The organism is Armatimonas sp., assembly GCF_031410135.1.
GTDB lineage: Bacteria > Armatimonadota > Armatimonadia > Armatimonadales > Armatimonadaceae > Armatimonas.
This window is the reverse complement of record NZ_JANNYP010000795.1, coordinates 1-12,769: the sequence shown is the minus strand read 5'-3', so window position 1 is coordinate 12,769 and position 12,769 is coordinate 1. Positions and strand designations below refer to the sequence as shown.

At 57.9% G+C, this 12,769-nt stretch carries 12 protein-coding genes and 1 tRNA gene; 8 read left to right on the top strand and 5 right to left on the bottom strand.

All coding sequences use genetic code 11. The features are described from left to right. The first annotated feature begins 138 nt into the window (after positions 1 to 138). From RMO15_RS29015 to RMO15_RS28990, 6 genes are read left to right on the top strand one after another with little or no spacing between them, the layout of a single operon-like run. The gene (locus RMO15_RS29015; RefSeq protein WP_309721299.1) at positions 139 to 1,035 is read left to right on the top strand and encodes a hypothetical protein; all 897 of its coding nucleotides are present in this window, start codon (positions 139 to 141) and stop codon (positions 1,033 to 1,035) included. Positions 1,036 to 1,074: 39 nt separating this feature from the next. Then, on the top strand, positions 1,075 to 1,896 hold the full coding sequence (locus RMO15_RS29010; protein ID WP_309721297.1) for a dihydroorotate dehydrogenase electron transfer subunit: 822 nt from the start codon (positions 1,075 to 1,077) through the stop codon (positions 1,894 to 1,896). Continuing rightward, the gene (locus tag RMO15_RS29005; RefSeq protein WP_309721294.1) at positions 1,887 to 2,795 is read left to right on the top strand and encodes a dihydroorotate dehydrogenase; all 909 of its coding nucleotides are present in this window, start codon (positions 1,887 to 1,889) and stop codon (positions 2,793 to 2,795) included. Before RMO15_RS29010 ends, RMO15_RS29005 begins: the two co-directional genes overlap by 10 nt. 9 nt (positions 2,796 to 2,804) lie before the next feature. After that, positions 2,805 to 3,323 (top strand): inorganic diphosphatase, encoded by a 519-nt coding sequence (locus RMO15_RS29000; protein ID WP_309721292.1) that lies wholly within the window; start codon positions 2,805 to 2,807, stop codon positions 3,321 to 3,323. 4 nt (positions 3,324 to 3,327) lie between these two features. Then, positions 3,328 to 3,810 carry a hypothetical protein gene (locus RMO15_RS28995; protein WP_309721289.1) on the top strand — a complete coding sequence of 161 codons (483 nt, stop codon included), beginning with the start codon at positions 3,328 to 3,330 and terminating at the stop codon, positions 3,808 to 3,810. A 9-nt stretch (positions 3,811 to 3,819) separates the two neighbouring features. Further along, a complete protein-coding gene (locus tag RMO15_RS28990; RefSeq protein ID WP_309721286.1) occupies positions 3,820 to 4,812 on the top strand; it encodes a PfkB family carbohydrate kinase in 993 nt (330 codons plus the stop codon). Here the strand turns inward: RMO15_RS28990 and RMO15_RS28985 are convergent. The 4 genes from RMO15_RS28985 to RMO15_RS28970 form a co-directional block, all read right to left on the bottom strand. Beyond that, complete coding sequence (locus tag RMO15_RS28985; RefSeq protein ID WP_309721283.1) at positions 4,809 to 5,921, bottom strand: NPCBM/NEW2 domain-containing protein; 1,113 nt, start codon at positions 5,919 to 5,921, stop codon at positions 4,809 to 4,811. The two genes, RMO15_RS28990 and RMO15_RS28985, sit on opposite strands and share 4 nt — an antisense overlap. Positions 5,922 to 5,951: 30 nt before the next feature. Further along, positions 5,952 to 6,025: transfer RNA gene (locus tag RMO15_RS28980), tRNA-Arg, on the bottom strand. A 45-nt stretch (positions 6,026 to 6,070) separates the two neighbouring features. Beyond that, a complete protein-coding gene (locus RMO15_RS28975; protein WP_309721281.1) occupies positions 6,071 to 6,328 on the bottom strand; it encodes an SND2/TMEM208 family protein in 258 nt (85 codons plus the stop codon). A 49-nt stretch (positions 6,329 to 6,377) separates the two neighbouring features. Continuing rightward, a complete protein-coding gene (locus tag RMO15_RS28970) occupies positions 6,378 to 8,183 on the bottom strand; it encodes an EAL domain-containing protein (protein ID WP_309721278.1) in 1,806 nt (601 codons plus the stop codon). A 73-nt stretch (positions 8,184 to 8,256) separates the two neighbouring features. Between RMO15_RS28970 and RMO15_RS28965 the strand changes: the two genes are divergently transcribed. Further along, positions 8,257 to 9,336, top strand: coding sequence for a methyltransferase (locus RMO15_RS28965; protein WP_309721275.1), 1,080 nt, complete (start codon positions 8,257 to 8,259; stop codon positions 9,334 to 9,336). Positions 9,337 to 9,375: 39 nt separating this feature from the next. Beyond that, the gene (gene uvrB / locus RMO15_RS28960) at positions 9,376 to 11,385 is read left to right on the top strand and encodes an excinuclease ABC subunit UvrB (protein ID WP_309721272.1); all 2,010 of its coding nucleotides are present in this window, start codon (positions 9,376 to 9,378) and stop codon (positions 11,383 to 11,385) included. Between the two features lie 13 nt (positions 11,386 to 11,398). On the opposite strand, the gene melA is transcribed toward uvrB, so the two are convergent. Beyond that, a complete protein-coding gene (gene melA, locus RMO15_RS28955) occupies positions 11,399 to 12,688 on the bottom strand; it encodes an alpha-galactosidase (protein ID WP_309721269.1) in 1,290 nt (429 codons plus the stop codon). Positions 12,689 to 12,769 lie beyond the last annotated feature (81 nt).

Sequence of the window (12,769 nt, the reverse complement as noted above, 5' to 3'; positions counted from 1 at the left end):
AACCCCGTCTTGTGACTCAGAAGCGCAATGAGGCGCTCCTCATCGGTATCAGGCCGGTAAGTGACAGTCGCACGGGAGCTGGACATGAAGTGATTATACCAAAACACGGATAAAGGCAACAGAAAGGTATAAAGAGCCATGACACGACGTAATCTTCTTTTGGGAGCAGGAGGCCTGCTTCTGCCCACGGCTCAGCTTAGCATCTCTGGAGTCTGGGAGACGAACTCGGGGCCGCTGCGGCTGGAGCAAGCGGGTGCCTCGGTGACGGGAACCTATCCCACTGGGAAGCTGACGGGCAAGCTGGCCGGGAGCGTGCTGACGTTTAGCTGGACGGAAGATACCGGCGCGGAGGGTACGGGGACGTTTACGTTTGACTCGCGCGGTGATGCGTTCACGGGAGAGTGGAAGCAGTCCAATGGCAACAAGAGCGCCTGGAATGGCAGCCGGGCAGCGAGCACGGTGGGCAAGACGTTTCTGGTGGTGCTGGAGGCGCACTGGGAGAAGTCACTGAGTGAGCCGGAGTACTCGTTTGGCGCGATGCTCAAGAGCTTCTTTGCCCGCGTGCCCAGCGTCGAGGTACGCCAGCGCTTCTTCCACGACGAAGCCGACCTGCGCCGTTTTCTCACCGAGGCTGCCTACTTGACGGCTCCGACGGTGGTCTATCTCTCCACCCACGGAAGTCCTGAGGGTATCTCTGTTGGCGGCAAAACCGTCGCACCCGGCGTGCTGGGTGAGTGTTTGAAGGGGGCGGAAAGCCTCAAACTCCTCCATCTGGGAAGCTGTCAGCTGATGGCAGGCAGTGGCCCCGAGGCCATCCGAAAAGCCGCCAAGCGTAGCTTTCCCATCTCGGGCTACGTCAACACCGCCGACTGGGCCGGGAGCGCCGCCATTGACTTTCTCTATCTCGATCTTGTCCTTGGCCGAGGGATCGCACCGAGAAGAGCCGTGGAACAAACACGAAAGATGCTCTCGATCGCGACGGACAAGACGACACCTGATAGCCCCGTTGCCCCGTGTGATCTAAGGATCTACTGAGAACCAGAAGGTGGACTCCATCGGGTACAATGGCCCGACGTGATACGTAAACGTGCTGCTACTATAATCTCTGTGCAGGCGCTCGCCGCACCAGGACACTTTGTCCTCACCTTCGACGACCCCGAGACGGCTCGTGATGCCCGACCCGGCCACTTTATCGCGGTGGCGGCCACCACGCCCGCGAATGCCGGAAGCTCGATCCTGCGCAAGCCTTTCTCGATCTTTACCGTGGATAGAGAGGCTGGGCTCTGCACTATTCTCTTCTCGGTCTATGGCCCTACCACGAGCACGATGGCGCTCTACAAGCCCGGCGATAAGCTGGATTTTCTGGGGCCGCTTGGAGGGCGCGTCTTTGAGGCCGATCCACACTCCGATGTCCACCATGTGATGGTGGGCGGCGGCTACGGCGTTCCGCCGCTGAACTTCTTGGCCAAGACGATCAAAGCCGCCAACCCAAACGCCAAAGTCACGCTGATCTACGGCGCACGAAGCGCAAACTTGCTCGTCGGTGATGACGGGTTAAGAGAAGCGGGCGTGGAGATTATTTCCTGCACGGATGATGGGAGCCTTGGAGTGAAGGGGCGGGTCACCGACGGGCTTTCCCCCTTGCTAGCCCCCCCCGCCCCCGATAACGGGGGAGCCAGTGTTCATGTCTACACCTGCGGCCCCACACCGATGATGCGCGCTGTGGCGGAGCTCTGCACGGCTCACAATAAACCCTGCCAGGTCTCGATGGAGACGCCCATGCCCTGTGGCATTGGAATCTGCGTCGGGTGCGTGCTCAAGAAAGCCGACGGTACGTTCTCGCGCACCTGCACCGATGGCCCGGTCTACCCGGCGACAGAGGTCACATGGCAGTAAATCTTGCGGTGAAGATCGGCTCAATGGTCATGCGGACGCCCGTCACGACCGGTTCTGGGACGTTTGGCTTCGGCTCCGAGACCAAAGACCTCGTGGACCTGAGTAAGCTGGGCGCGGTCTGCGTGAAGGCAACGACCCGCGAGCGCCGTCTGGGTAACCCGCCCGCTCGGATGTGCGAGACCGCGTCGGGGGTGCTCAATGCGATTGGTCTGCAAAACGGCGGCATCGAGAACTATATTTTAGAAAAGCTCCCGTATCTGCGGCAGTTCGATGTTCCGATCATCGTGAATGTGCCCGGTGAGAACCCCGAGGACTTTGCGTATGTCGCGCGGCGGCTCACTGAGACGGGTGGTGCGGACGCCATTGAGCTGAATATCTCCTGTCCCAATGTCTCACACGGCCTAGACTATGCCACGCAGCCGCACCTGACGGCAGAGATCATCGCCGCGGTGAAGGCCGTCACCCATCTACCGATTATCGCCAAGCTCTCGCCCAATGTCACCGACATTCGGCCTATCGCAAAAGCCGCCGAGGATGCCGGGGCCGATGCTATCTCGCTGATCAACACGGTGATCGGCACCGCGATAGATGCCCGCAAGCGCACGTTTAAGCTGGCCAATAAAACCGGCGGGCTCTCCGGCCCTGCGATTAAGCCGATTGCGCTGCTGGCGGTCTACCGCGTGGCGCAGACCGTGCACATCCCGATTATCGGGATGGGCGGGATCATGAACGCTACCGATGCCGTGGAGTTTATTCTCGCAGGCGCAACCGCCGTGGCTGCGGGAACCGTGAGCTTTGTCAATCCGCTCGCCGCTATCGAGATTGCCGACGGGATCGCCGATTATCTGACACAGAACGGCTTCACCGATGTCCATGACATCATTGGCGCTGTACAATAAGCTAAACCTATGCCTTACCGAAGTTTGCCCATTGGCGATAATGCGCCCGAAGAAGTCCACGCGGTCATTGAGATCCCGCGTGGCTCGTCTAATAAGTACGAGTATGATAAAGATCTGGGAGTCTTTAAGCTCGATCGTCCGCTCTACTCGCCACTGTTCTATCCGTTTGACTACGGCTGGATCGCCGGAACCATGAGCGCCGACGGCGACGCGCTGGATGTTCTGGTGATCGGCTCGCACCCCACATTTTGTGGCTGTGTCGTGAACTGCCGCCCGCTCGGGGTCTTGATGATGCGCGACGAAAAAGGGGCCGATGAGAAGATCCTCGCCCGCGTCGCCCATGACCCGCGCTTCCATGGCGTCCGCAAGCTCGAAGATGTTCCCGAGCACTACTTAAGAGAGATCGAGCACTTCTTCGATGTCTACAAAACCCTAGAAAAGAAGTCGGTTCAGATCGGCGAGTGGATGGATGTCGAGCGTGCCAAAGAGATGATCAATACCTGCCGCCTCATCCACAGTGCGGTGTAATCACGTGCAAACCCACGCCGACGCGCTGAAACGACAGCTCGCTCTGGCGAGCACGTACAAGCCGCTGCTTACGGACTACCTTCAGGCTCTCGTTCAGGGGAAAGCGGCTCTGTATCAGCGTCTCACACCCGAGTTTGCCAAGCGGCTCTCGGGAGATCCCAAGCGCTTTTCGGAAAACGACCGAGTGCTGGTTACGATCTGGGAGCTCTGGGAGGGGCAATCAAAGCAAGCCATGACTCTGGTGATCCTAGGAGTCCGTGAGCAACACAATACAGTCGAGCTTTGGCTTCGTGAAGAGCTACTAGCGCGCTCTGAAAAGCAACTGTCTTCGGTAAAAAGCATGACGCTTCACTGGGAACGCAAGCAGACTTGGCGGAAGACGGCGCAGGGCTGGCGTCTTTCTGCTGTTGAGAAAGCAAAGACACCCAAAAACATACTCCTCAATGCTCAGCTACGGATTTCGCTTCCGAGTACAGATCGGGTATAACAGCGCGTCATGCGTGACGAACTTCTCTCTCTTTTAGCGAACTTCCCCGGAAAGCGGGTGCTGGTAATCGGTGATCTCATGGCCGATGAGCATATCTGGGGCCATGTGAACCGCATCTCCCCCGAGGCACCGGTGCCGATTGTGGAGGTCGAGCGCGAGACCTTTGTACCCGGCGGGGCGGCCAATACAGCGGCACAGCTCGTCGCTTTTGAAGCCGAAGTCTTTGTGGCGGGCGTGGTTGGCGACGATGCGGCGGGCGAGAAGCTGCGTGAGGCGCTAAAGGCACTGGGAGCGGATGTCTCTGCCGTGGTCACGGCGACCGACCGCCCAACCACGCGCAAGACCCGCGTGACAGCGGGCTCCTACCAAGGGGCACAGCAGATTGTCCGTGTGGATCGGGAGAAGCGTGCGCCGCTGACCCAAGAGACCGAAGACGCGCTTGTCGCTGCCTGTGAAGGGATCTTGCAGCGCGGCTGTGAGGCGATTTTATTTTCGGACTATCTCAAAGGCGTGCTCACCGAGACCCTCGTGGCGTGGCTGACGGTGCTGGCACGGGCGCAAGGAATCGTGGTGACGGCCAATCCCAAGCCCGCGAGTGTTATGTTCTACAAAGACGCGGACTTGATCTCGCTCAACCGAAAAGAAGCCGATGAAGCCAGCCGCACCACCCTCTTTGAGTCGCTGGACGATGCCATCTTTCACGATGCCGGTGCACGCCTACGAGTCGCACTGGAAGTCCGTAATCTACTGATCACCCGTGGTGCACGTGGTCTGACAGTCTTTGAGCCAGAGCGCTTCGTGGATGTTGCTGCTGTGCCCGTCGAAGTGTTCGATGGAACCGGCGCGGGTGACTCTACGATAGCCGGAATCACCATGGGCCTTGCCGCAGGCGGCACCATTGAGCAAGCCGTGCGTCTCGGCAACGCCTCCGGCGGCGCTGTCGTCCGGCACGTTGGTGTGGTCACCGCAAGCCGCGAGGAAGTCGCCGCGCTGTTGATCTAAGGAGGGCTGAGCCAGCCAGTGGCGTTGGCGACGACAAGACCATCGTCGGGGCGGGTGTCTATGAGGACGAGAAGGAGCTTTTCGTCTTCTATGTGCCCGCCGATAAGATAGGGGGCTCCAGCGTAGCGGCCCTCTTGTGCGGCGCGGGCGATGTCGCGCAGAGACTTAGGCGAGAAGTTTGTCATTTTCTCCCGTAGCTCTCTTGCTTTATCAGGATCAAGAGGAGTACCCAGCGAGCGGCCCTCTTCCTCACTAAAGAAGACCTTGGCGATCTGCGGGCGGATCAGGGCATCATCGGAAGCAACGCGGGACTCGTCGCGGATAGGTAGCAGACCGATGGTGAACTTCCTGCCGGGCCGATCTAGTGTCTCTAGCTGGCGTTTCAGCGTCTTTGCGGCGAGCTTTGCCGCTGTTTTGATACGCTCATCGCGCTCGCGTAGCTTTGTTGTATCAAGAGACGCTCCCTCGCCCGTGGTGAGCTTCGCATCGCACCAGACGCAACCTGCGGCCCGCTTGACATGGTCGCCAAATGCTCCCGTCGAGAAAGTGGCTTTTTGCTTAAAATCGTTGGCGTAGCGCACGACTAAACGAAGCAGGCGCACGCCTTTGATATCGACATCAAGCTTCTGGGGACGAAAGCTCTTTCCCCGGCCATCGTCCACAATCACCGGATAGAGCTTGGAGCGGTGCGCTTCGGAGCGGAAGAGGAGCTTACTGTCGCCATAGACCTCAAAGTAGCAAAAGCCCGTGCCCTCGCGCGCCTCTTCATCGTCGCGGCCCACGGTTGCCTCAAAGCGCAGGAACTTACCCTTAACCGGGATACTCATCCCACAGGACTGGCCCGAACCGAGAGGATCGTCTTTGACATCCACCGTCATGGCGTGCTCAAAGCGCTCGCCGTTGACAATTGCCTTGCGCGGGGAGAAAACCAGATTGCCGTCGTAGCGCACCCCCGGAGCTTTAAGAAGACTCTCCAGCCAGACGGTGCCAGTGGGGTTTTCAAGCGGGTTGATAGGAGTCACGATAACCGCGGGGGGATCGTCCTGTGCAGCCGCTCGAAGCGTGAGACTAAGCCCAAGTAAAGCAACTGCAAAACGCCGACGTGTCATGGCAAACCCTCCACGAAACGGAAAAAACAATCCACCCGGCGCGATTCGAACGCGCGACCTTTGGCTTCGGAGGCCAACACTCTAATCCGCTGAGCTACGAGTGGGAACAGACTATGAGTATACCTCTGGTTTGAAGACGCTGCAAACGACTACTGTGGCCCATTTTTCTGGCGTTGCTCCAGTTTCTGAAGCTCTTTTTGAGCCGCTTTGTCTTGTTTTTTTGTTTGTGTCGGGGGGCGTTGTTGGGGAGCCTTGTTTTGCGTAAACATCCAGACGACTAAGGCAATCACCGCCACGACTCCAATGGCGATGATGGCATACCAGAGATAGCCCACCACAAATGCCAGGAGCCAGAATACTGCCAGAAGCCCCACAAATATCAGAATGAGACGTAGGATTAGAGACATGGCCTAGAGTAGCATATAAACTATAGAAAGTGTGGAGAAATGAAGAGATCTATGCTGCCTGTTGGTGTGACTCTAGCTCGCTCTTCAGGTAGCGGGTGAGCTCGTGGGCAGGCATGGGGCGGGCAAAGAGGTAGCCTTGGCCGTAGTCTGCCCCGAGCGTGTGCAGGCGCTCTTGCTGGCTCACGTCCTCAATGCCCTCTGCGGTGACGGAAAGCCCAAGAGTGTCGGCAAGGGCGATAATCGTGCGGATGATCGCCTCGTTCTGGGTGACGGGCTTGGGGTCGGCGTGACTAAGGGCGCTGACGAAGCTCCGGTCAATCTTGAGGGCTTTTACCGGCAAGCGGCTCAAATAAGCCAGTGAGCAGTAGCCCGTTCCAAAGTCATCCAGGGTGAGGCGCACGCCGAGCGCCTCCAACTCATGCAGGCGGGCGATGCCACTTTCTATATCACTCAGCAGAATGCTCTCGGTGAGCTCCAGCGTGAGTGCGGTCGGGGGCAGGCCGGTTTCTTGGAGCGTTGCTTTTACCATCGGGATAAAGTCGGCTTCGCGAAACTGCCGCTCGGAGACATTGACATTGACATGGAGGCTCCGATTTGCTAGTGCTCCGCGCCAGTGCACGGCATCTGTACAAGCCGCTCGCAGAAGTGCCGCTCCAAGAGGAATGATCAGCCCCGTCTCTTCGGCGATGGGAATAAAGCGGTTTGGAGGAAGATAGTTGCCCTCTTTGGTCTGCCAGCGTGCTAGAGCCTCTACCGCGACCACTTCACCCGTTTCCAGGGAGAGAATCGGCTGGTAGTAGGGCTGAATCTCCTCTGCTCGCAGTGCACGACGCAGAGCTGCTTCCAGCTCAAAGCGCTCACGGGCATCCTGGTCCATGATGGGATCAAAAAACAGATATCCCGCTTTTCCGATTCCTTTTGCATGGTGCATGGCAGTATTGGCATTGCGGAGCAGGTCTATCGGCGGGCTGTGCTCTCCCAGAGCGACTCCAATACTCGCTGCGAGGAGGATAGGGCGGCCCCGGAGCGAGAGCGGTGTATTGAGTATTCGCGTCAGTTGCTCCGCGAGGCGGTGAATGGCATCGGGGCAGTCGAGATGGGAGATAAGGATCGTGAACTCATCACCACCAAGACGGGCAATAAGCCCTTGTGATCCCATGACGGTGCGAAGACGAGCTGCGGTAGCACTGAGCACTTGGTCGCCCATGAGGTGCCCAAAGTTGTCGTTGATGAGCTTAAAATTGTCGAGATCTATAAAGAAGAGGCAGGCGTTTTTATGTTGCTTCTGTTGGAGCTGCTCAAGACGCTCCATGAGCTGGCGACGGTTTGCCAGACCCGTAAGAGGATCGTGCTTGGCTTGGTGTGCAAGCTGACCCTCAATCGCTTTACGCTCTGTGATATCCGTACAGACTCCCACTAGGTTCCAGCAGCCTGGAACGAGCTCCTCCACGGTAATATCCTCGTTAAGCCATCGTGTGTTGCCATCGTAGAGCTGGATTCGGTACTCTTGCTGGAAGCGTGGTAGTCCCTCACGGAGGGCTTGAACCGTGTTGGTATCCCTCTGGTAGCGCTCGTCTTGAGAGCAGGCATCGAGGAAAGCGCTTTCCAGAGACTGGTCTTCTGTGAAGGAAAAAGGGAGCCAAGAAAGTACCGCGTGAGGGGCGATTAGGCGCAAGTCCCAGTGAAGACAGGTGCCAGTATCTGCATCAAAAAGGGGGGGAGTGGGGACAATACTCGGATCCGTGGGCAACTCCAGCACGGTCGCCTGCCAGAGTAGGCAGTGTGCCTGTGCGACGGCTTGCTGCAAAAAAGCCGCATCTTCTAATGGGGTACTACTATAAGTTCTACTATTCATGCCCACTGGGATTATCGTCACTTACCTTGTATTTCTGCATAGTGATCTTGGAATGAATGATACACTCGGTATCATGTTTACTACCCTCAAGCGCTACCCAGACAACCCGAAATCCAATCTCCAGGCATCGGACAGCGCCGATGAGCTTATTCTGAGCTACTTGGCTGCTTTTGATCTCTCCGAGAAGCGTATTTTAATTGTTAACGATGCTTTTGGTGCGCTGTCTTGTGCCCTAAATCAGGGAGAGCGGACAACCTATACGGACTCGTATATCGCCCACCGGGCCCTTGTACTAAATAGTAAAGGTGAGCGAACAAGTCTCAATAACCTCGATCAGCTCTCAGGTATCTACGATCTGGTGCTGATCAAACTTCCGAAAAACCTCTCGTTTCTTGAAGATATTCTCTGCCATCTTTCGCAACATCTGCAAGCGGGCTCCAAGCTGGTCTGCGGCGCGATGCTCAAGCATCTCTCACCGGCCGTTTTTCCGCTGCTGCAAAAGTACATCGGAGAGACCTCGACGAGCCTCGCGGAGAAGAAGGCGCGGCTGGTTTTTGCCGAGTTTCAGTGTGAGCCGGTGGAGTCGCCGTACCCGCTGGAAGTAGAGATCGAGGGCTTTGCGCACCCGTTCACCAACCACTCCAATCTCTTCAGTCGTGAAAAACTGGATGCAGGAACGAAGTTTTTGCTGGCGCACCTGCCCGAGGGAAGCTTCTCTCGGATTTTAGACCTGGGCTGTGGCAATGGAATTCTGGGGATTGCGGCCAAGAAGCGCTCCCCCGAGGCACAAATCGTCTTTAGTGATGAGTCGCAGCTGGCGCTTCTGAGTGCACAGGCTAACTACGCTAAGTTCTTCTCGGATAGCCCGGAGCTGGTCTGGACCAATGGCTTTGAAGACCAGCCACGGGAGACGCTGGACTTAGTTCTCTGTAACCCGCCGTTTCATCAGGAGACCACGATCGGGGATTTTATCGCCTGGCAGATGTTTGTGGATGCACGTCGATCTCTGAAGATCGGGGGGACACTAAGAGTGATTGGGAACTCACACTTGGGCTACCACCTTAAGCTCAAGCGCATCTTTGGCAAGAGCAAGATCGTCGCCAGCAACGAGCGATTTATGATCGTGGATGCCGTCAAGATCGCTCTTAAATGATACAATAGCGAACAATTGTTTGTTTAAGGCGGAGGGCATATGCCAAAGGCGAGTGGGCGGTTTGAGTTTGTAGGGCCGACGGTGGCGGGCGATCAGCCAAAAGCGATTGCGCAGCTTGTCGAGGGGCTTAATCAGGGCGAGAAACGCCAGACCCTACTCGGGGCCACGGGTACGGGAAAGACGATCACCATTGCTAAGATTATTGAGCAGGTGCAGCGCCCGACCCTCGTGATGGCACACAACAAGACCCTCGTCGCCCAGCTCTGCACCGAGCTTAAGGAGTGTTTCCCCAATAACGCGGTTGAGTACTTTGTCAGCTACTTCGACTACTACCAGCCTGAGGCCTATATCCCCCAGACCGACACGTTTATCGAGAAAGATAGCGCGGTTAATGAAGAGATCAATCGCTTGCGGCACTCGGCGACCCAGGCGATTCTGTCGAGAAGAGACACGATTATTGTGGCGTCGGTGTCGTGTATCTACGGCCTCGGTTCGCCGAAAGAGTACAAGAACACGGTGGTCTGGTTCGAAGTGGGGCAGGATTGCGACCGGGACGAGGTGCTGCGACGGCTCGTGAGCATGCAGTTTAGCCGAAATGACATTGCACTGACACTGGGGACGTTTCGTGTTAAAGGCGACACACTCGAAATCCAGCCCATCAACGAGGAGATTATCTACCGGATTGAGTTCGACTGGGACACCGTGCGGCGCATCACGGCGATTGATCCCGTGACGGGTGAGACCACGAGTGAGCGCGACGAGCTCTCAATCTTTCCGGCAACCCACTGGGTGAGCAACCCCGAAAAAGTGGAGGAAATCGTCGTCCAGATCGAGAGCGAGATGGAGACGCAGGTCAAGAAGTTCGAGGCTGAGGGCAAGCTGATCGAGGCACAGCGCATCCGCCAGCGCACGAACTTCGATATCGAGATGATCCGCGAGATGGGCTTTTGCTCCGGGATTGAGAACTACTCGCGCTGGTTCGATGGCCGCGACCCCGGCTCGCCGCCCAATACGCTTATGGAGTACTTCCCCGACGATTTTCTGATTGTCTTAGACGAGAGCCACCAGACCATTCCCCAGCTCAACGCGATGTACGCCGGCGATAAAAAGCGCAAGGAGACCCTGATCGAGTACGGCTTCCGCCTGCCCAGTGCTGCCGACAACCGCCCGCTGCGCTTCCAGGAATTTGAGAAACAAACCGCGCAGATGATCTTTGTCTCCGCCACCCCCGGCCCCTACGAGCGCCAGAACTCCAGCCGAATCGCGGAGCAGATTATCCGCCCGACGGGCCTGATTGACCCGGCCATTATCATCCGTCCTAGCAAAGGCCAGATTGACGATCTTCTCGGGGAGATTCGCGACCGGATCGAGAAGCACGAGCGCATCTTAGTCACCACGCTCACCAAGAAGATGGCGGAGGACCTGACGGAGTATCTGGTGGAGCTAGGCATCAAAGTCCAGTACCTGCACTCCGATGTCCACACCCTGGAGCGCTCGGAGATCCTGCGTGACCTGCGCCTGGGGGTCTACGATGTGGTGGTGGGTATCAACTTACTGCGCGAGGGTCTTGACCTACCCGAGGTCTCGCTAGTCGCCATTCTGGATGCCGACAAAGAGGGTTTTCTGCGCTCAGAGACCAGCCTCATCCAGACCATTGGCCGCGCTGCCCGAAACTCGGAAGGGGTCGTCCTGATGTACGCCGACAACATCACCGGCTCGATGCGTCGTGCCATTGACGAGACCGACCGCCGTCGTGCGATCCAGGTTGCGCACAACACCAAGCACGGCATCACGCCCACGACGATCAAGAAAGCCGTCCAGGATGTGCTCGCCGCCAAACAAGTCGCTGAGGCTAAGAGCTACTACAAGGTCACCAAAGAAGTCGCCCCTGAGTCGCTGCCACTTGATCAGCTTCTCCTTGCCCTCACGGACATGGAGAAAGAGATGAAGCAAGCCGCCAAGAACCTGGACTTTGAGCATGCCGCGCTCCTGAGAGACGAGATGAGCCGCCTCAAGAAGCTCCTACCTAGCGAGATGAAAAAGAAATAAGGACTCGGCGAGTTTATTTCTTGTTGAAGTGTGCGAGCAGCTCGCCCTCGGCGTCCCAGAGCTCGTCGAACATCTGGCGGGTTTGATCCAGTGTGCAGACACTCTTGGTGAGCGGGTCGAGCAGGCAGGCGTGGTAGGCGGCATCACGGTCGCGGTCTAAGACGGCGCGGACGGCCAGCTCCTGCGGGGCGATATTGGTGAGGTTCAGGTGCGCGAGCTGCACCGGGAGCGCCCCGACCCGTGTGGGCTGAACCCCTTGGCCATCCACCAAACAGGGCACTTCGACGCAGCAGTCCACGGGGAGATTGGCGATCAGCTGGCCGTCATTCATGACATTGCCGTTGAAGCGATAGGGCGCGTCTGTGACCACGGCCTCAATGATCTTGGACGCGTACTCGACACTCGGGGTGAGCGGCGGTAGCTCGTTTTCATCCTTGAGCCAGGTGCGCGGCGCAGCGGCCTCGGTGGGCGGGTGCCAGTCGGTGAGGTTGTAGTGCGCCATCAGCTCCGGGTTGCGGCGGAAGTACGGATGGTACTCCGAGCAGTGACGACTCGACTCGGTGACAAACCAGCCGAAGTGCTTGTACAGCTCAAAGCGAATGTTATCTTTCGCCACGATTTCGGAGTCTTCCAGCGCCGCGCGGAGCTTGGGGTAGACATCCTCGCCGTTACTCTCCGTGAGCGTCAGATACCACGCCTGGTGGTTGATCCCAGCACAGAGATAGCGCATCGTGTCGCGCTCCAGCCCCGTGTAGCTCTCGATCTGGTGCGCGGTGTGCTGGACGCTATGGCACAGCCCGACGTTCTTGATCCCCGAGGCCCGCGAGTGCACCCAGGTCAGCATACACATCGGGTTTGTGTAGTTGAGCATCAGGGCATCGGGGCAGAGGTCTTCCATGTCGCGGCAGATCGCCAGCTGCTCCGGGCCGGTGCGCAGGAACCGAAAGATCCCGCCCACGCCCACCGTATCCGCGACGGACTGGGAGATGCCGTACTTGCGAGGAATCTCCACTTCCGCGGTCACCGGATGCCCCGAGTAGGCCGCCCCGCCCACCGAGACACTTACCACCACAAAGTCCGCACCCGGCAGAAGCGTCTTACGCTCCGTCGAGGTCGTCAGCGTCGCCTTCAGGCCGTGGCCGTCAATCATGCGCCGCACATACGCCTCGGTGAGCGCCAGCCGCTCCGCATTGATATCGCAGAGACAGATATGTGAGTCCGCAAGGGCAGGCAGCGAGAGAATGTCACGGGAGAGCTTCCCCCCGAACTGGCTACCTGCGCCAATGATAACGATCTTTGTCATGTATGCATTGTACGCAACTTTTCTCGATTCGTAACGTCTGCACACCCATCATGAGCCGATTTATTCGCGGACTGCGCCGGG